The organism is Prolixibacter bellariivorans ATCC BAA-1284 (assembly GCF_000621705.1).
In the GTDB taxonomy this organism is placed as follows: domain Bacteria; phylum Bacteroidota; class Bacteroidia; order Bacteroidales; family Prolixibacteraceae; genus Prolixibacter; species Prolixibacter bellariivorans.
In genome coordinates this window covers 379,857-399,027 of the sequence record NZ_JHXO01000007.1, presented here as the reverse complement: position 1 = coordinate 399,027, position 19,171 = coordinate 379,857, and the positions used below count along the sequence as shown (strand labels likewise).

Annotated in this window: 13 protein-coding genes and 1 tRNA gene; 6 read left to right on the top strand and 8 right to left on the bottom strand. The window is 41.9% G+C overall.

The genetic code is table 11. The annotated features are described in order from the left end of the window. Window positions 1-8: 8 nt before the first annotated feature. Window positions 9-722: an SAM-dependent methyltransferase gene (locus T426_RS0109645; protein ID WP_025865254.1), complete on the bottom strand. Its 714-nt coding sequence runs from the start codon at window positions 720-722 to the stop codon at window positions 9-11. Between the two features lie 245 nt (window positions 723-967). Between T426_RS0109645 and T426_RS0109640 the strand changes: the two genes are divergently transcribed. Beyond that, window positions 968-1,732, top strand: coding sequence for an MBL fold metallo-hydrolase (locus T426_RS0109640; RefSeq protein WP_025865255.1), 765 nt, complete (start codon window positions 968-970; stop codon window positions 1,730-1,732). Window positions 1,733-1,734: 2 nt separating this feature from the next. Here the strand turns inward: T426_RS0109640 and T426_RS0109635 are convergent, their stop codons facing one another. Beyond that, entirely contained in the window at window positions 1,735-2,928 is a 1,194-nt protein-coding gene (locus tag T426_RS0109635; protein WP_027585603.1) for an MFS transporter, read from the bottom strand. A 547-nt stretch (window positions 2,929-3,475) separates the two neighbouring features. On the opposite strand from T426_RS0109635, the gene T426_RS0109630 reads away from it, so the two are divergent. Next, window positions 3,476-3,895, top strand: coding sequence for an NUDIX hydrolase (locus tag T426_RS0109630; protein WP_025865256.1), 420 nt, complete (start codon window positions 3,476-3,478; stop codon window positions 3,893-3,895). An 80-nt stretch (window positions 3,896-3,975) separates the two neighbouring features. Here T426_RS0109630 and rimK read toward each other — a convergent pair whose 3' ends face one another. Next, the gene (gene rimK / locus T426_RS26300; RefSeq protein WP_036985405.1) at window positions 3,976-5,358 is read right to left on the bottom strand and encodes a 30S ribosomal protein S6--L-glutamate ligase; all 1,383 of its coding nucleotides are present in this window, start codon (window positions 5,356-5,358) and stop codon (window positions 3,976-3,978) included. 266 nt (window positions 5,359-5,624) lie between these two features. Between rimK and T426_RS0109620 the strand changes: the two genes are divergently transcribed. The 3 genes from T426_RS0109620 to T426_RS0109610 all read left to right on the top strand — a co-directional run bounded on the left by T426_RS0109620 (window position 5,625) and on the right by T426_RS0109610 (window position 8,100). Then, the gene (locus T426_RS0109620) at window positions 5,625-6,713 is read left to right on the top strand and encodes a DUF2891 domain-containing protein (protein WP_025865257.1); all 1,089 of its coding nucleotides are present in this window, start codon (window positions 5,625-5,627) and stop codon (window positions 6,711-6,713) included. A gap of 197 nt (window positions 6,714-6,910) precedes the next feature. Beyond that, window positions 6,911-7,945, top strand: a complete 1,035-nt coding sequence (asnA, locus tag T426_RS0109615) for an aspartate--ammonia ligase (protein WP_025865258.1) — start codon at window positions 6,911-6,913, stop codon at window positions 7,943-7,945. 81 nt (window positions 7,946-8,026) lie between these two features. Further along, a tRNA-Arg gene (locus T426_RS0109610) sits at window positions 8,027-8,100 on the top strand. A gap of 116 nt (window positions 8,101-8,216) precedes the next feature. Here the strand turns inward: T426_RS0109610 and T426_RS0109605 are convergent. From T426_RS0109605 to T426_RS0109580, 5 genes are all read right to left on the bottom strand, one after another. Further along, window positions 8,217-12,782 (bottom strand): AAA family ATPase, encoded by a 4,566-nt coding sequence (locus T426_RS0109605; protein ID WP_025865259.1) that lies wholly within the window; start codon window positions 12,780-12,782, stop codon window positions 8,217-8,219. A gap of 254 nt (window positions 12,783-13,036) precedes the next feature. Beyond that, window positions 13,037-14,917 (bottom strand): STN domain-containing protein, encoded by a 1,881-nt coding sequence (locus tag T426_RS0109595; RefSeq protein WP_027585600.1) that lies wholly within the window; start codon window positions 14,915-14,917, stop codon window positions 13,037-13,039. Next, window positions 14,907-15,863, bottom strand: coding sequence for a FecR family protein (locus T426_RS0109590; RefSeq protein ID WP_025865263.1), 957 nt, complete (start codon window positions 15,861-15,863; stop codon window positions 14,907-14,909). The genes T426_RS0109595 and T426_RS0109590 overlap by 11 nt, the downstream gene beginning before the upstream one ends. After that, entirely contained in the window at window positions 15,856-16,455 is a 600-nt protein-coding gene (locus T426_RS23270) for an RNA polymerase sigma-70 factor (protein ID WP_051568968.1), read from the bottom strand. Before T426_RS23270 ends, T426_RS0109590 begins: the two co-directional genes overlap by 8 nt. 105 nt (window positions 16,456-16,560) lie before the next feature. Then, complete coding sequence (locus T426_RS0109580) at window positions 16,561-17,706, bottom strand: LA_2272 family surface repeat-containing protein (RefSeq protein ID WP_025865264.1); 1,146 nt, start codon at window positions 17,704-17,706, stop codon at window positions 16,561-16,563. A gap of 434 nt (window positions 17,707-18,140) precedes the next feature. Between T426_RS0109580 and T426_RS0109575 the strand changes: the two genes are divergently transcribed. Then, window positions 18,141-19,148 (top strand): tetratricopeptide repeat protein, encoded by a 1,008-nt coding sequence (locus tag T426_RS0109575; RefSeq protein ID WP_027585599.1) that lies wholly within the window; start codon window positions 18,141-18,143, stop codon window positions 19,146-19,148. Window positions 19,149-19,171: the final 23 nt, after the last annotated feature.

Genomic DNA, 19,171 nt, shown 5'->3' with positions numbered 1-19,171 from the left:
GCTCGACTTCAGTCTTTATGAAGCAGAAAAATCGCTGGTCTTTTGTGCAGTTCCGGCAATCCTTTTTTCCATTGAGCAACCGATTGCGTTTTGATGTATTCGCTTTCCAGCGTGATGTCGGCTGCGATGCAAAGCCTTGTTTGGTCATGACAAGCCTGCAAAATATCTTCCAGCAGTTTCATGTTTCGGTAGGGTGCCTCAATGAAAATCTGCGTTTGGTGTTCGGTGGCCGAACGTCGCTCCAAATCTTTAATGGCGCGCTGCCGTTCTCCTTTCGGAATGGGGAGATAACCCACAAAGGCGAAGTTTTGTCCGTTCATTCCGGAAGCCATCAGCGAAAGCAAAATAGACGAGGGGCCGACCATGGGAATCACGCGAATGTCTTTCTCATGGGCCAGCTTGACCACATCGGCGCCGGGATCTGCCACACCGGGACAACCGGCTTCCGAAATGATGCCCGTATCGTTTCCGTTTAAAACGGGATGCAGGAAACGTTCCAGCTGTTTCCGGTCGGTATGCTTATTCAGTTCCATGAACTCCAGCGCATCGATATCGATATCGCGGTCCAGTTTCTTCAGGTAACGGCGTGCCGTACGAACGTTTTCGACAATAAAATACCGCAATGAACGCACGGTTTCAACGAGTGTGGCGGGAACGACATGGCCGGGTTCGGTATCGCCAAGCGTAGTCGGTATGAGGTATAGATTTGCTGTTTTTTTCATTTGCGCAAAGGTAGCAAAACCTGTCTGTGAATGATCCGTTTTTCTTTGCGAACCGAATCGGCTTTTTCCATAGCGATGGTTTATTTTTGTTATTTTTGGAATCAATCGTCGGCAGGAATCGTCGATTTCCGGCCGATTGTTGCGATCTCCGCAAGACATAATTCCTCAGTTTAGGCTGGTAGTAACAGGGTATTTGTATTCTGCTACCGCGAAAAGTCCGGAGATGGTTAAAAAGAAAATTCAACATGAAAATAACATTACTGGGAACAGGAACTTCGCAGGGAGTGCCGGTAATTGCCTGCAATTGCGAAGTCTGCCGTTCAACTGACCCACACGATAAGCGATTGCGAAGTTCGATAATGATTGAAGAAAACGGTACCCGCGTTGTGGTGGATGCCGGGCCTGATTTTCGTCAGCAGATGCTGCGGGAGAAGGTGCAAAATATCGATGCTATTCTGTTAACGCACGAACACGCCGACCATATCTTCGGCCTCGATGACATCCGCAGTTTCAACTGGATTCAAAAAGCCCCCATCGATATTTACTGCGAAGCTCGTGTCGATAAGAACTTACGGACCATCTTCGACTATGTTTTCAGCGAAGAGAAATATCCCGGTATTCCGCAAATGAACCTGGTGCCTATTGATGGTTCGGTTTTGACAGTTGGATCGCTCGATATTGTTCCCATTCGGGTGATGCACCACCGGTTGCCGGTGTACGGTTTCCGGGTAGGGAAATTTGCTTATCTCACCGATTTCAGCACGATTGCTGACGAAGAGCTGGAGAAACTAAAAGGGGTAGAGGTCGTGGTGATTGATGCCTTGCGGAAAGAGTCGCATATTTCGCACCTGAGCTTGGGCGAAGCCATCGATATCATCGGGAAAATTGGTCCGCGCAAAGCGTATATCACACACATCAGCCACCAAATGGGACTGCATAGTGAGGTGATGAAAGAATTACCAGAAGGCGTAGAGCTGGGATATGATGGTGAAGTGTTGAAGGTGAATTGAGTTTATTGGTTGGCCTGCCGCATCCGCGAACGGTTTTGCAGGAAGGGCAGAAGGACGATAAATCCGCCGGTGAAGAAAACCATTCCGGCGATAGCCAGCGCTGATCCCAGCGAGAATTGGTCGGTGTACCAACCCAAAAACGGTCCCACACCGGCAAAGATAATCCGGATGACAAAGCTTCGCACCGAAAGTACCGTGGCTCGGTTGGCCGACGTGGTGTACTGAATGATGTAGTTCTTCAGCACCGGCGTGGCAATTCCCCTGACAAAATAGAAGATCACCAGAATTGCAATTCCCCAAACTGTCATGGTTTGACTAATCGCTACGTACGAACCGGTGATGAACACCAGAATGAGGAAGACCGTTCGTTTTTGACCCAGTGCATCTTCAAACTTGTAGGCGATGATAGAAACCAAGCCGGCCAATAGATTTAGCACGGTCCAAAGAACGCCGAACATTGAAAGTGGCAGCGATATCTCCTTGAAAAAGGGTTGGACGAACCATGCCATTGTTAAGGTGGCTGTCCCGATGACGGAGGAGTATAAAATAGCGGTGCGCAGTTTTTTGTTCTCGACCAAAGAATGGCTGACAACCTGCAGAATGTCTTTCCACCCCGGCTTTGCATGTCGATCGTCGCGGGGAGGTTCTTTCAGCGAAAGCGCAGCGGGAACGCCAATGAGGGCTACCAAGGTTTGCCCGTAATACGGATAGCGCAGGCTCAAGGTCGCCAACAATCCGCCCAGCACACCGGCAATGGCCTCGGCAAAGTTTCCGATGGAGGTCACGCGTCCTTCCAGCTTCAGGTACTCCGATTCACGTTTTTCGGCTTTCAGCGAATCATACAGCAAAGCTGAATCGGAGCCGGAAATAAGGCTTTGCCCAACGCCCAGTACCATTTCGGCTACCAAAAATTCACCAAACCGGTAGGAGAAGCTGTAAATACCAAAGCCAACGGCTCCCATTACCGTTCCGGCCACCAGCGTGGTTTTTCGGCCCCATACATCGGCAAAGTACCCGGAAGGAATTTCGAGCAATACAATAGCGACGGAGTAAATAGCCCGGAGGAAAAACACATCGTGCATGCTGAGACCGTTGTCCTGATAAAAGGGGACGACAATGGGCATCACCAGCATGAACCATTTGGCACATTTGATGATGTAGAGCCGGAAGATATTTTGGCTGTAGGAGCTCCCCATAACGCGTGCAAAAATAACGAAGCTTCCGGTATGGCCAATTAATTTAGTATGATCATTCCCGGGGGGCTATGTTGACTATTTTCGTTCATACGTATCGCCTGGCTCTGGCCAGACAGTTCTTTTAGTCTGGAGAACGTACATGGCTGGCTACAGGCTGTTCATTTGAATTAAATGGAGCATCTGGCTGCCGCCAGGTTGTTCATTTGAATTGAGTGGAGTATCTGGCTGCCGCCAGGCTGTTCATTTGAATTAAACGGAGCATCTGGCTACCGCCAGGTCGTTCATTTGAATTAAACGGAGCATCTGGCTACCGCCAGGTCGTTCATTTGAATTAAACGGGGCATCTGGCTGCCGCCATGTAGTTCATGTAAATTAAACAGAGCATTTAGCCAGCGATAGGCCGTTCATTTAAATGGAACGAAGGCACTGCCGATTGCCAGGTTGTTGCAATGCAGCAATAAAGTTGATCGCAGGAGTTGGTGTAGAGAAAACTATTTTCTTCAGGATTGGTTTATGGAGAAAGAAACTTAAATAGAACTGGTACAATATGCCCGACACCAACGGAAGTCTGCCAACGGCAGGATTATTAGTGATTAAAGACAATAGGTTATTGTTGGCCTACAGCAGGAACAAGCAGGCCTGGTATCTGCCGGGAGGGAAGATCGATAACGGCGAGACCGCTCTGGAATCGATTCACCGGGAAATTCGAGAAGAGTTGAACCTACAGCTAAAGCCTGATTTGTTACAGTATTATTGCCATATTACCGCTCTCGCTTATGGTGAAGAGCGCTTAATGATGGAACAGGAGTGCTATTTGTATGAATTATTAGACCAAAAGATTGTGCTGGGCAGTGAGATAGCGGCTGTTCAATATTTCGACCGCGAGACCTATTTACAAGAACCAGCGCAGGTGGAAGGAGTGCTGAAGGCGTTTGATAAGTTGGAAGCCGACCAGTTGTTGCATTGATTAACGAATCTCATTAAAAAAAAAAGGCTATCCATGACTTCATAGACAGCCTTTTCCTGTTATCAGCCAAGCTGCAATTTTCAGTTCTCCATCTTCCAGCCCACGTGTTTTTCAATGGCGGCAATCATTTTTCCGGCAATGTCCTTGTTCGTTGCCGATTCGATCCCTTCCAATCCGGGCGAGGAGTTGATTTCCAATAATAGTGGTCCCTTTGCCGAACGAATGATATCGACACCTGCTACTTTCAGGTTCATGGTTTTGGCCGCCTTGATGGCGATGCGCTTTTCTTCGGGAGTCACTTTTACGATGGAAGCAGTTCCGCCCTGGTGCAGGTTGGCCCGGAACTCTCCGGGGGCCGCTTCCCGCTGAATAGAAGCAACCACCTTGCCATCGATCACAAAGCAGCGAATGTCTTTCCCATTGGCTTCCTTGACAAACTCCTGCACGAGGATGTTGGCATGCAGACTCTTGAACGCATTGATGACACTTTCGGCTGCCTTCTTCGTTTCGGTGAGAACGACTCCTTTGCCCTGTGTACCTTCCAGCAGCTTCACGATAAGCGGTGAGCCGCCTACCATTTTAATCAAATCCGACGTATCGAGCGGCGAATTGGCAAAACCCGTAGTGGGAATATCCAAACCGTTTTGCAACAGCAATTGCAATGAGAAAAGCTTATCGCGCGACTGGCTGATAGCTGCCGCCGAATTGAGTGCAAAAATCTTCAATGCCTCAAATTGCCGGGTAAGGGCACATCCGTAGAAAGTCTGACTGGGGCGAATGCGTGGAATAACAGCATCCAGGTCATTCAGAATCCGTCCTCCACGGTAGTGAATTTCCGGATTCGTGGCATCCAGTTTCATGTAACAGTGCCGGATATTCAGGAAGTGCATCTCATGACCGCGTGATTCGCCGGCCTCCATAATGCGCTGGTTGCTGTACAGGTTCGGGTCAGAAGCCAGCAACCCGATTTTCAGTCCCTGTCGTGCCGGCTGGTTGGGCTGGTACAACTCATTCAGGTGGTCAGTCGATTTCTGTCCAAACAGAAAACGAGCTTCCGGATCGACGAGCATACGGCCACTCATGGCTTCCCGGCCCAACAACATGCGATATCCCATCGAATCGCGGTTGGCCAGCGTCAGTTCAATCTCCCACGAAGCATCACCCAAAGCAACCATTGTCTTGATGACATAGCGGCGTTCGCTGATGCCACTCGAACTTTTCACGGTTCGGCGATCAATAATTTCGGCTTCACAATGAACCGACGTTTTTCCATCGTTCTGAATGGGGGGAATGTCGAAGTTGACCCACGGAACACCTTCCTTTTTGAAAAGTTGGATATTTATAGCGTGAATGGAGGAGGTTTTCGCTCCCGAATCAACCCGCGCTTTAATGGCAGGGACATTCAAACCAGGAAGTGAGCACCATTCTTCGCTTCCGACAATGATCTTGTTTTCGTTTATCATGTTAAATTTTCATGCGATATTTCATTCTTCTTATCGGAATTCAGTTAAATATCGCTCTTCACCTTGTTGATAACTTGTTTTTTACAACCGTTTCGCAACGGTAGATTAGCAGTTGCAAATAAATCTTTTTTTTGGATTAAAACGGTGTTTTACTTTAACGCTGTGATAAAAAAGTTTAATTTTTTCACGTCATTTCATTTCTTCCTGGAAAGGGAAGTCAGATAGCAGACGATTCAATTTATTTAACCGACATAAACCTGTTGATAATGAGAAAAATAATTTTAGCCATGTTATTACTTGCCAGTTTTCTTCTCCCGGTAAGCGGACAAACACCGGTGGTTCCGGAGTTAACGCCGCAAAAAGCCGCTCAATTTGCCGACCTGGTATTGAAGAATGTCGATAAGATTTACCCAAATAAAATCAGTCATACCATGAACGGGCCACAGGATGCACAGACTCCGAATCGGTTGCATCCGGCTTTTTACGGTTGTTTCGACTGGCACTCAGCCGTACACGGACATTGGTTGCTCGTTCGCTTGTTGAAAATGTACCCCGATTTACCGCAGCGTAAACAAATCATCGATGTGCTTGACCGTCATTTTACCAAAGAGAATATGCAAACCGAAATCGCCTACTTTCAGGCGCCGGGGCGCGAAAGTTTCGAACGTCCATATGGATGGGGCTGGCTTTTGAAACTGCAGGCTGAATTGCTTACCTGGGATAATCCGAACGGAAAACAGTGGGCGAAGGCGCTGGCTCCGCTGGCGGAAGAAATTGTTCAGCGGTATCATTTTTACCTGCCGGGATTGTATTATCCCATCCGGAGAGGTGTGCACGAAAATACGGCTTTGGGATTATTGCTGGCGTTGGATTATGCGAAAGTAACCCGGGATTCGACCTTTGAAAATTTGCTGAAGGAACGAGCTTTGTTTTATTACGAGAATGACAAGGATATACCGGCTGGTTGGGAACCGGGTGGCGATGATTTCTTATCGCCTTCACTTATCGAAGCCGACCTGATGCTGCGTGTTCTCGATCGCAAAGCTTTTCAAAATTGGTTCAGAGATTTCATGCCACGCATACCGGAATCGCTGCAAGAGCCGGCTGTTGTGAGTGATCGCCATGATCCGAAAGGTGTCCATCTCGATGGCCTGAATCTGAGTCGGGCATGGTGTATGTTCGATATAGCCAAAGCGTTTCCGCCGGAAAGTGTGATGGCCCGGCAGTTGATTCAATCGGCACACCAACATGCTGCTGATGCTTTGCCTCACGTATTATCGGAGAACTATGTCGGGTCGCATTGGCTGGCCACTTTTGCGGTTTACATGTACGATTCGATGGGAAATAAGGACTAGGCTGGCTATTTCAGGGTAAGTTTTCTGATAATAAGCAAATGTCAGGATATGTTTTTGAAACTAATATTTTGAACCGGCCGAATATTCAAATCTGTTACATTTGGTGGAATAAAACTAATGAATCCAAACACGTGTGGTAGAAGCAGGAAAGCTGTATCTGCTTTTCGTGTGTCGATTGATGATAAAATGAAAACCGTATGAATCTTTATTTTCCTGAGAATTACAAGCCGCTTCTTGATTTGAAGAATACGGAGAAGGCCATCAAGTTTGTGAAGGATTTTTTCCAGGAGAACCTATCTGCAGAACTGCGATTGAGAAGGGTAACTGCTCCGCTTTTCGTTTTGAAGGGAACCGGTGTGAATGATGACCTGAATGGCGTGGAACGTCCTGTTTCATTTCCCGTAAAGGAATTCGATGATCAAGAGGCTGAAGTAGTTCAGTCGCTGGCCAAATGGAAACGAATGATGTTGGCGAAGTACGGAATCCCGGTAGGGTACGGTATCTATACCGATATGAATGCCATTCGGGCCGATGAAGAGCTTTCAAATATTCATTCTCTCTACGTCGACCAGTGGGACTGGGAAAAGGTAATTACCTCTGACCAGCGTACATTGGATTTCCTTAAAAAAGTGGTTCGGCAGATTTATTCTGTGTTGTTGCGAACCGAGTTTATGGTGTACGAAAACTATCCGAAACTGAAACCATCACTGCCCGATGAGATAACGTTTATTCATGCGGAAGAACTGGCGGAGCGTTATCCGGATCTTACTTCGAAAGAAAGAGAAGACGAGGCAGCTAAAGCCTACGGTGCAGTCTTCATTATTGGAATTGGCGGAACGATGGCTAATGGTGAGGTTCACGATGGTCGGGCTCCGGATTATGACGATTGGTCATCTTCCAACTCCGATGGGTACAAAGGTTTGAATGGTGACATCATTGTTTGGAACAGTATACTGAATCGCTCTTTCGAATTGTCGTCAATGGGAATTCGCGTCGATAAGAAGGCTCTGGAAAAACAACTAAAACTGACAGGCACGGAGGAACGCAAACAATTGTTGTTTCATAAAAAGCTGCTGAAAGGTGAATTGCCGCTGTCCATTGGTGGTGGTATCGGCCAGTCGCGTCTGTGTATGTATTTCCTTCGGAAAGCCCATATTGGTGAGGTACAGGCCAGTTTGTGGCCGGAAGATATGGTGCAACAATGTGCTGATCATAATATTGTATTGGTTTAAGGAATAAAATCAGGCAAAATATCCCCGTTTTCCTTTAGGTAACGGGGATATTTTATATATTTGCACCGCAAAATAAGGGATGGTCTGGTAGCTCAACTGGATAGAGCAGCAGCCTTCTAAGCTGCCGGTTGCGGGTTCGAGTCCCGCCTGGATCACGAAAAGCCGCTATCATGCGGCTTTTGTTTTTTGATGGAAACAGAAAGGAAAACTTTTTAAAGCAAGAACATTGCGCTGGATGCCTGAAAGAATGCAGTGATTAATGATAAGTGAATTACAACGTTGCAGCCTCTGCAAAATATTCATTCATTCCATCAATCCCCATTAATAAGAATTGATCTTGCAAATGCACAGCTCGATTAATAAGTTCTAAATCATCCAATTCATCTGCCTCGCGCAAAATTGTGGTTAATGTAGAAATCAAAGGTTTTGAATGCCATAAACGTGGTTGGGATTCAAATGATTGCAATTTAGAAAGCAAGCTTTCGCATAACTCTAATGCCACCACCGGATCAATTATTGCTTGATATTCGATCCAGTCGATAAAAGAATGCATTTGGGGCTCTTTATCATCATCTAGAATCAAAGAGTTTATGAATAACTTACCCGTTTCAACATTGATGTATTTACCTTTTTCATCTAGCCTAAAAGCTCCATCTATTTTATGTCCGAATTCCTTCTGAATGTTGTTTTCCTTAATAAACACTCTAAATGATTCTTGACATAATCCATCTTTATTTTTCTCCAAATTGGCTATAAATACACTTAATGCTCCATCCCAAACATCTTTTTTATTTATTTCTTTTAATTCACTGAAGAAAACTTGTTGATTAATATGGCCTTGAATCATACACAAAGCAGAAAGTCTACCCCACGTTGCCCCCGCTTCATTTATTGCTTCATTTTTTATCCGCTCCAGGCATGGTCTTACCATTTCATAATTTTGGTAGTATTGATGATACAAGAATTTTTCGCCTGCCCCCCACAAAAGTGTTTGCTTCTTACTAAAGATGATATTAAAAATCTGCCAACCCAATTCTTTGCTTTTATAACCTGTGTAAGGCAGACCCCATAGTAAAGCAGCTTGAACCTCTTGTGCCTTATCGTTTGCCAGTTTCTCTGTTAAGCTAGTAATGGATACAAATGGTTTTACCCCCAAATCCAGTAACTTATTCAATATTGCTATAGCAGAGTTGGCTACAACACCTCTTGTGCAGTTTAATGATTTGGTTAAAATATCATTAGATGTAACTTTATCGCCATTTAGGTCTTGAATATTTAACCTCTTGCCGTCTGGATCAGGATGGTTACTCAAAGGTAAAAGTAATTTAGTAGCCCGCTTTAAATCCTCTTCACTTGGCAATGCTTCAATACAATTTTCAATCATCCTTGCATAAGTAATATCTTTTTGAAATGAAGAGTGATTTATTTCTATTCTGTCAAGCAGATTATGAGCGATATTATTGATGTCAGGCAGGGGGCTTATTGGTTTATAACTACTGTCATTTACTTTCCCTAATCTACAACTAATATGATAGCCGACCCCATCCAATATTGCTTCTTCAATTGAATCTGAAAATTTATCGAACTTAGGGTTGTTTATTATTTTTAGGTATTTAGCAGGGTTATTCTTAGCCAAGATAGAAAGAGTACTGCTTAATTGTGGCAATCCTCCTTTATTATCATCAGCTGGATGGAAACTATGCCCTTTGTAATCCTTATAATAGTTGAAAAGGGTGAACAACGCTTCAATACTTAAGTTATCTAAAATTTCGGCGCTTACCGGAGAACCTACCCATCCACCACTTGAATATTTTTCCCTAACGGGGAGGTAGTAACCAAATTGTGGTATAAACTTGTTAATGAAATTATTTACACTATTTGCTCTCAAATAAGCTGGTATTCGGACAAATAATTCAAACTTAACACGATTATGCCAATTCTTAACATGTTCTTCTTGTTCCGTATGCTCAGGGAATAAGTTTTCAATTACATTTACTATTTTATCTTGAATTTGCTCTGGAAGCAGGTGAAAAGATTCATTTATTAGTAAACCCAATTCATAGTTTAATTCACCAGCTTCAATAAGCTCTTTGTCCAATAGTTGACTGGTTATTCCATCTAAATTTGTCTCAATATTTTCCAAATATGCCTTGATCAATATATATCGAAAAGCCAATTCTTTAGATGTTCTCAGTTTTGTTTCCTCTTTCTTCCACCATTCAGTATTATTTTTTGCATGGTTCAAAAACGCTTCTTCTACAGCTTGCATCAATATTGATATATTCTCGATATAGATGCTGCCAGAACGAGAAATATTATTCGGAATACTTGTGTATTCTAATAATTTGTAGGTCAGTCCATCTTCTTTCCAATAAGAAGAGCCTTTCACCCAGTTCAATAATGACTTCAATACAAGATTTCGAAATTCTTCTGATTTTATAAGATGTTTTTGAAGAAAAGTACCATCTTTTAGGTCATGGCTTTCGCAATACAGTTCATTTTCTTTACCCCAGTTGCTCATTTCTTTTATCGAAATATCACGAGTCATCCAATCCCACAACGTTTCATAACCATCGCCTGTAGCTTCTATGTAATTACAGTAAATTTTTCCCATAGAATGAGAGTCCGTATTATTGGATTCTTTAAGCGTGTGAATAAGATCTTTTACACCATCAACACGATAATGCTTAAATCGTGTCAAGCTATGACATATTATCCATACACTATTTCCGCCCCAGTTTTCCTTTAGAGCATTATTCCATATTTCTACAGTCTCATTGGGGTAAAAATTCATCCATGCATCCAGTTTCCATAAGAAGGTGAAAAGCCATTCATAATTATCTGGCTGATGAGCAAAAGATGGATACCATTTGTTTGCAATTAATTCAAACCAATGACTTGATGTTAAAGCATCAAGAAACCTTTTAAACAGATCATTTTGCCTCAAAAACATCCATCTTATCAAATTCCAATCATCATTTTTGGGAATCATTTCAGCGTATGTTTCCACTACTAACCTTTTGAAATGATAAGCTATATCATCATTTGAAAGAGTTTTGCGAATATTTTGGCTAAAGGATTTAAACGATTGACTCCTCACGAAAAACAAATAACTGCGGACTGATGGCCGGTAAAAAGGTAAAGGGGGATGACTCAATATCAGTTGAGTAAGTGTAATTCCGCTTTTTAAAGCATTGTTTGCTACAAAATTATCAAACAAGGTTTGATGACTAAAACCCACTTTGCCATCAGCTTCCTCGTTTAGAACACCTTTACTTATCAAGTGGTGAAGAATGTGTTCGTCAATATTTATCACCGTTTTAGGAAGACTGTGCTCCCTCTCTTTTAACAGCTTGTCCGCAAAAGAAAATATTTTTTCAAAAATGTGATCTACAAGATCTGTATCTTGTAACAATGAAAAATCGATAAAAGCCTTATATAAATCGTAGGTGGTACGAACATTAAATACACCTTGAAAACCTGATAATCTTTCAAAAAGGCTTAAATTTTGAGGAAGGCACAGCAACTCCTTCAAATCTGGATTTAATTGTCCAACATTAACATTTAACTTATTTAGGATTGGAATGACAGTATTTTGAAAGTTAAAGTCACTAAGCTTAATCTGAACATCCCATTTTCGATCACGAAGTTTTGGGTCGTATTTTAAATCGAATTCCCGACAAGCTGCGACAACTGTGACATTTTGTATAATCTGTAGTTGATCAATTAGCTTTAGAAAGAAATTTAGTGCGGCGTGATCGCGTTGGCAGGAAAGAACATCCAAAGAATCTATAACAACTACAACATGTGAAACAGAGCTTAACAAGCCGCAACTTTCCACAATTTCTTTGGGTAGGGAATTCTCCTCGGAATTAATCTTGGCAAACCGATCCCCTTTTATAAATAGCAACTGAAACTTGTTGTCACCATCAATCACATCAGCCAGGTCCAATAGCAAGCATGTTTTTCCACTACCTGGTCCATCCTGAATTAAAATGGTCCTTTTATTTTCTCGAATTTGTTTCAGCGTGTCATCAAGTTCTTTCCTTCTTATCTTTTCGCCTGTAATGGTTCTTTTCCAATCATTTCTGCCAATGACTGATGTTCTTTGGAATTGCTGAATAATTTCTTTTTTGCTGAAATTCGGTAGTCTTGTTAATCCTTTACCTGCTAATTCTCCCCATACATCTTGTGCCCTGATTTCGAATTTGCCGACTAAGTCCTTTGATTGGTATCTGTTTACAAAAGTTTCCAGCGTGTCTAACGCAAGAGCCGGATGTGTCACGAGTCTGCTCAAAGACTCCTCGTTCATTTTAATCCACTTTTCAGTATTATGATGTGAACCAGTACGGACTCTTTTTAATAAGTAGAAAATTTCTTCTTCAGAACGCTCCCATTCATCTACCAATATGGAAAGTGCTTCGGTTTTCGGCCTGCTTAACTGCTCTTTAAAATCACCGAAATTTGGGTGTATGCGACATTCCTCAGGTAGGGTTGTAAATTGCCCTAACGGCGTGGACGAGTACAATTCAACAGTAATGTGTTCGCCTTGTTCTAATTGAAGAAGAATCTTTGGTAGTTCGCTTCCCCAATCCTTTATTGACCATACTTTAGCATTTGTTTGATTTTTTTTGGCTTGAATGTGCCTTCTTGAGCCATTTTTACAGACAACGACAATATCGTCAACCGGAACTTTTTCTTTTATTCCAGATAATCCATTGGACTCTACCTGTATATATTCAATTGCATCATTGGTTAATAATTCAATTAGCCAGTTTATAGCTATTGCTCTTTGATAATCATCTCCCTGGTTTGAATAAGTTCCTGCTTTACTCATACGGAATTATATTGTTAAAAACTAGTAAATTAATGCTTTGTAATCTTTTGTCTACTAGTTTGCAGTTTTATTAGAAATGAAGTTTCTGCTTCTGAATTTCAGCAATCATAAACTTAATCAGAGTATTGCAATCTTCAAGCAAAAAGTTCGACATTTCTCAGGTTTGGTCAACACAAAAACTAAACTCCACGATCATATTGATGCGGAGTTTTTGTTTTTTTATCACTTGTGGGTGAAAAATTCGACCGGGAGAATCAAAATACGTTGGATATCTGTATTCCCAAAAACCATCCACTCCAAAAGCTGTTTTTGCCGTTCTGGAGCGCTCCTTCAATGTGGTTAGCATTGCTTGTGATTAGAATTTCTCCTGTTGGCTTTTCCGCTGATTTTTTGGGAATAAAATAGTTCTCGGAAATACCGCCTCTGAGACTGAGGTGTTTAAATAGATCATAATTCAATCCATGTCTCATGGTTAATTTAAGACCTTGAGCTGTCAGCTTTTTAGAATCATGTATGGAAGTGCTACTGATATCTGACCAAAAAGCAAATTTTTTGTTTAACGGGAAGTTACTCCCGAGACCATATCCGAATCCTAAGCTATTATTTTCTGCAGCCAGATTAATTATTGAATATAGTTTCGGATTTCCGGTTTTAAAATTAATATCGATTGGAAAAGTTTCGTTATGAGATAACTCAAGCGAGTAGGTGCCGTGTTTCACAATATTAATCAAACCTACCTGAAAGCCCGCATTGATGGTGTCTGCGATATTAACAAGTCCGAATTGCAAGCCGTTTAACGTCTTTGTTTTATTCAGAATCGTCGTTATTTGAGCTCCTTTAGCATTGTTTCGGTTCAGATTGATTAGCGAGGAAAGTTGCATACCGTTTATTTCTCCACTTTCATTATATATCCCCGCCAGTTGCAGACCTGTGGCCATTTTTTTCGAAATGTTGGCTACTCCGGCAATTTCGGCCCCGGATGCCTCATCGTGGTCGATATTAATCACACCGCTTATCTGAACTCCCGTTACTTTTCCTTTCGCTACATTTAAAACACCGGCAACCTGGGCTCCATTGACAGTTTTCATGGCAATATTTGAAATGCCACTGATTTGACCCCCGGAAATAGTACCCCGCAGAGAGTTATATACACCACTCACCTGAAAACCGTCGACATTGCTTAGGTCCATGGTGTAGATTCCCGAAAATTGTGTTCCATGTACATCACCTAAAACAACGTTGGCAATGCCCGCAGCCTGGAAACCTCTGACTTCTTGTTGAATAATATTGGCAATCCCACCAAATTCTGCTCCGCTTAGCCCTTTTGAATAGCCCGCCAGGATATTGAAAGAAGCATGGTTGACTCTTAATCCTTTGACAAAAGAATTGGTGCCGGCTTTGGGCAAAAAAGAAAGCTGTACCGGCATTATTTTTTCGGTACTAAGATTGGAGGAGGCATAAATTGCTTCCGGAGGTACGAGCCTTTGCACCAGTGACAAATTTTCGAAGTCTTTCAGTTTCAGCTCAGCATCCTCCGTTCCGATGGGAGTCAGGGCGATGGGAGAAGATTCCCTCTGGCGCAGCCTCAAATCGATTCTCTGGTTTCCCGGGGTAACATATATAACCGTGTCTTTATAAGAGCGAAGTCTGACGAAAAGGCTGATGTTTTTATCATTTGTGTCAAAATCAAAGGCAAATGAGCCGTCTTTCTGGCTAATGACCAGTTTTTGATTTTCCGGGTCATAAACAATGGCAGAGTCCAGCGGTGCATCTGAGCTATTGGCGATGTAACCAGTGATTTGGAATGAATTTTTCGCTTCGCTTTTTGGTGTGCTGTTGATGATGATATGATTTTCGACTTGTTGGAACGTTGCCTCATGTTGAAACAATTCCTTTAGCGCATCACGAACTTTAATATCCCGGGCTGAGAGAGACACGGTTTTGGTTTCGTCGATGTTGTCGGGATTGTAAGCAAAAAAGAAGTTTCCCTGTTTTTCAATGTCATGAAGTATTTCGCCAATGGTTGTATGCTGAACATTAATATTAATTCTAATATTCAGCAGATTTTGCGTTTTTGCGACTTGACTGAGAAACAAAAAGCTCAGAAAAAACAGAATGAAATACTTAATCTTCACTTTTTAGGGTAATATAATATTCATTATTCGATTTTTTAAATTTCAATCCGTAGGTCTGGGTAATTACATTCAGAATTTCGTTAATGCTGTTGTCTTTAAACTGCGAAGTAAAGCGCAAGTTTGTATTGACCGGATTATCAATATCAATTCTGACGGAATAACATTTCTCAAGGTTCGAAAATACCTCACCAAGAGGTACGTTGTTAAAAATTAACGTCTTGTCAATGCTGAAGAATTCTGAAGGGGCCTGCTTTGTTTCCCTAATCAGGTTATTATCGGCCGGAATAAAACCACTTTCTCCTTTGCGAAGCGTCAACGAATTTACATCTGGTTTCGAAAGCTTCACAACACCAGACAGGACATCAACATAAACCCCGTCATTTCTAATCACGTTCACATTAAACTGTGTGCCGAGAACCTCTACTTGCCCATAAAGAGTTTTAACGATAAACGCATGTGCAGTGTCTCTTTTTACATGAAAAAAGGCCTTTCCTGTGAGATGGGCTATTCGGATATTTGATTTCTTATCGAAAAAGTAGTCAAGCTTTGAGCCAGCATCGAGAATAACCTCCGTTCCATCCGGCAGAACTTCCTTTTGAGACTGATTATCGGCTGTAAATGTTACTTTGTCAGATTTTTCCGGAGTGAATAGGAAAAAGGCAATAATCAGAATCGCTGCAATTGCTCCCAGGTATGGAAGGATGATTTTGTACCTCGCCTTAGCGAGTAGGGGTTCCATCTTATGCCAGGCTGCTTCCGGATTGGGACGTTTTTTTTCATCGGCAGTGCTGTTTAACCAAATGGTTGCGAAACTCTCAAAATAAGCCATGTTTTGTTCCGATTCCTCCATCCACTCGGAAACCATTTCCTTATCGGCGGAAGTCGCTTCGCCCGACAGAAATTTGGCTAATAAAGCATCATCGATATGTTTCGACTTCTTATTCACACTTTTGGTTATGTAATGTTTGCTTATTTATTGTTCGTGCCCTGTAAAACAAAGCAAATAAAACCAACGGGGATTCTCCTGCCAGTTCCGTTCTTAAAGTGGAAAGTGCTTTTCCCATTTGGTTCTCAACGGTTTTGATTGAGATATTGAGCTTTTCAGCAATTTCTTTATATTTCAATCCGTCCATTCGGCTCAGCAAAAAAACTTTCCGACGTTCGGTCGGTAATTTTTCAATTGCTGCTTGAATTTTAGCGTTTAGTTCTTTCCCGATTAGCAGTTCATCCAGGCTTTCTCCTATATAGTTGCTCTCATCTTTATTTGCTATTTCATATTGTTTTATCACGTTTTTGTGTTTTAAATAATTAAGCGACGTATTACGAACCATTTGATATAGATAGGCCTTAACGGATGTTTCTATGGCAATTCTCCCTTTGTCCGTCCATAATTTGAAAAACACTTCCTGAACAATATCCTCACTCAGACCGTAGTCGGCTACAAAACCATAAGCATAGGCACACAGAACTGAATAGTGTTTTCTAAACAATATTTCGAAACCAGATTTTGTTTGCCATTTAGTACCGGTAGCTTCCATTCAAAAAGATTGTAGCTGCGAATCGATCTCAATATCGAAATTAGTAATTGCTGTATAAAAGTATGAGAAAAAAACGATCCGCAGCAACAATGATAATTTTGATTTTTATAATTTGATTACTACTCCTGCGTTTGCGCCAATCCATAGGGAGGTCGTGTGGTAACGGCCTTTGGCTTCAATAATAGAATAAGGGATCCGAATAGCATCATTTGTTTTCTTATTGTTCTTTTCAATATAACAATTGAATGTTGGTCCGATTTTTAAAGCGATGTGTTTGGTCAAATTATATTGATAATCCAGATTAGCTTGATTCAGGAAATCAGGTATGTATTTAAAATCATTTTCGAAAAATTGGGTCGTAATGAGCTCCAGGTTGATTTTATTCTTTGGAGTGATATCGAAGATGCTTCCCAGGCCAGATCCCGCACTGTAAAACTGCGTATTGTTACGAAAGCTAACGCCAAACTGAAAAATGGTATACAGCTTTTCAACCCCCATCTTGTATGAGATTTGGCTGAATAATTTTTCGTCGGTTGACAATTCAAAAGCATAGTAACCATCTTTAAAAATGTTAAGTAGTCCAAGAGGTATAATCGAATCACTGGCAGTTTGGCCAATATTGACTACTCCTAATTGGAATCCTTTTCCTCTGGGAGCAATATTCACTACCCCAATTTGAGCTCCGGTTACACTTTTCGTAGCAATATTAATGGTCGATAACTGCACCCCTTTTATTGCTCTGGAGGAATTAAAAACACCAGAAACCATTGCTCCGTTTACATCTTTCCGGGTTATGTTTGAAACGCCTGACAGGACAACGCCAGAGCTATTTCCGGTGGTTGTGTTGCAAACTCCGGCTATTTGCCACCCTTTTTGATTTCCTTTCACCATGTTACTTACCCCGGCAAGTTGTAAGCCATTTGCGGTTTCGCTACTGTCTGCTGCAGCCCTAATTGTCCCTGCCAAACTGCCTGGAGTAGCTATATTGAAAACTCCGGCGATTTGTAATCCTTTTACATTACCTCTGGCAATGTTCCCAACAGAACCTAATTCAAAGCCGTTTACACCACCAGTAATTCCATAAATGGTATTGAAAGAAAAGTGGTAATTGTAATTGGTTGAATTGAGGCCGGAAGAACCAATGGGGTAGAAGAATGTAACCTGAGCTTTTTTTTCATTCTGGGCTTCAGTTACTTTTACAATGCCTAAAACGAACAGCATCGTCGCTAATAAGAAATAAACCTTGTTCATTTTTTTCTCTATTACGTTTAATAAATTGTTTCGTCGATGCTGTGACAACTTTCTTCGAAAATCCCCCTATCGAAATGATTTTTTTTTGTTTCCTGGTACAACAAACACGTGAAGGGCGTGCAATAATTGATATGCATTAGTGTAGGATGGCGTGTGTTTTTTTGAATTTATCGCAGTAAGCGATGATAATAACACGGGGACAGGCCGATGGCTCTCAGCTTAGGCAGCAGATATGTTTAAGTTTTTAACCTGAACTTTTTTTGTGTATTTTTATGTTATATTAATCTGGTTTACCGGAAGAAATAACGCTAACGTCCATTGAATGAGTTAGAATTCCTTGAAAAAATCCTAAAAATTAAACAATAAAACTTTCAAATAAACGTAATATCTTTGAAAGAAAAGAAAATCCTTCTTCGCCGAAAAACCGCGTGATTATGAAAAAATTTCAATTCAGAATAGGTCTCATTGTATTACTTCTGGGGGTAAGTGGCTTTGTAAGAGCTCAACAAGTCGATATTGCACAACTTCAGCGTAAAGCAGTTTCCAATGATCCGGTAGCACAGTTTACGCTTGCGACGTACTACGAAGCAGGCCATGGAGTAAACCGAAACCCTAAAGCTGCGAGGTATTGGTATTTCAAATCGGCGGAGGCGGGATATGAAAAAGCTGAATACCGGCTGAGTCAGTTATATCAATTCGGAAAACTGGGCCTTTCGCAAAACGTTGACAGTTCGCGATATTGGCAAAAGAAGGCTGGATATGACGGAAATCTGGATGCACAGAAGGAGTTATATCATCATTTCGACAAAGTACAGCCTGAAAGGGAAGCAGCGCTATACTGGATGAGGCGATGTGCTGAAAACGGCGATAGTGTTTATATGTATTTGTTAGCCAAGGCTTATGCTGATAAGGAGTTTGGCGAAAAGGAAGCAGATGCCCAATCGTATGACTGGTATGAGAAGTCAGCAGAGGCCGGATATCGGTTGGCACAAACCGAGATGGGAAATATTTACCTGATGGGCATTGGCCGCAAAAAGGACTATGGACAGGCCATGGATTGGTTCAAAAAAGCAGCAGCGCAAAATGAACATGCTGCATTGTATAATATTGGTACCATGTATGAAAAAGGGCAGGGGGTAGAGAAGAATCACAGAAGAGCGCTCAGTTATTATAAGAAAGCCAGTGAAAATGGAGACGTGGTGGCCAAGTTTTATATCGCAATGAATTATGTACTGGGCGATGTTGCGCGGAGAAATCTTAAGCAGGCGGCCAAATATTTCAACGAATATTACGGCGAAGCAAAGAGTGAATTCCTGAAAAGTGAAACGTTAAAATATTGGAAGCGTTATAAGCTGGATGACTTTTTGGGTAAAAACGAAAAGCGAAACATCGAGAAAAAAGAAAGAAAAGCGGATAAATCCCACACGACTTCACTATTTTAAGATATTCTGAAAAATTTATTTTT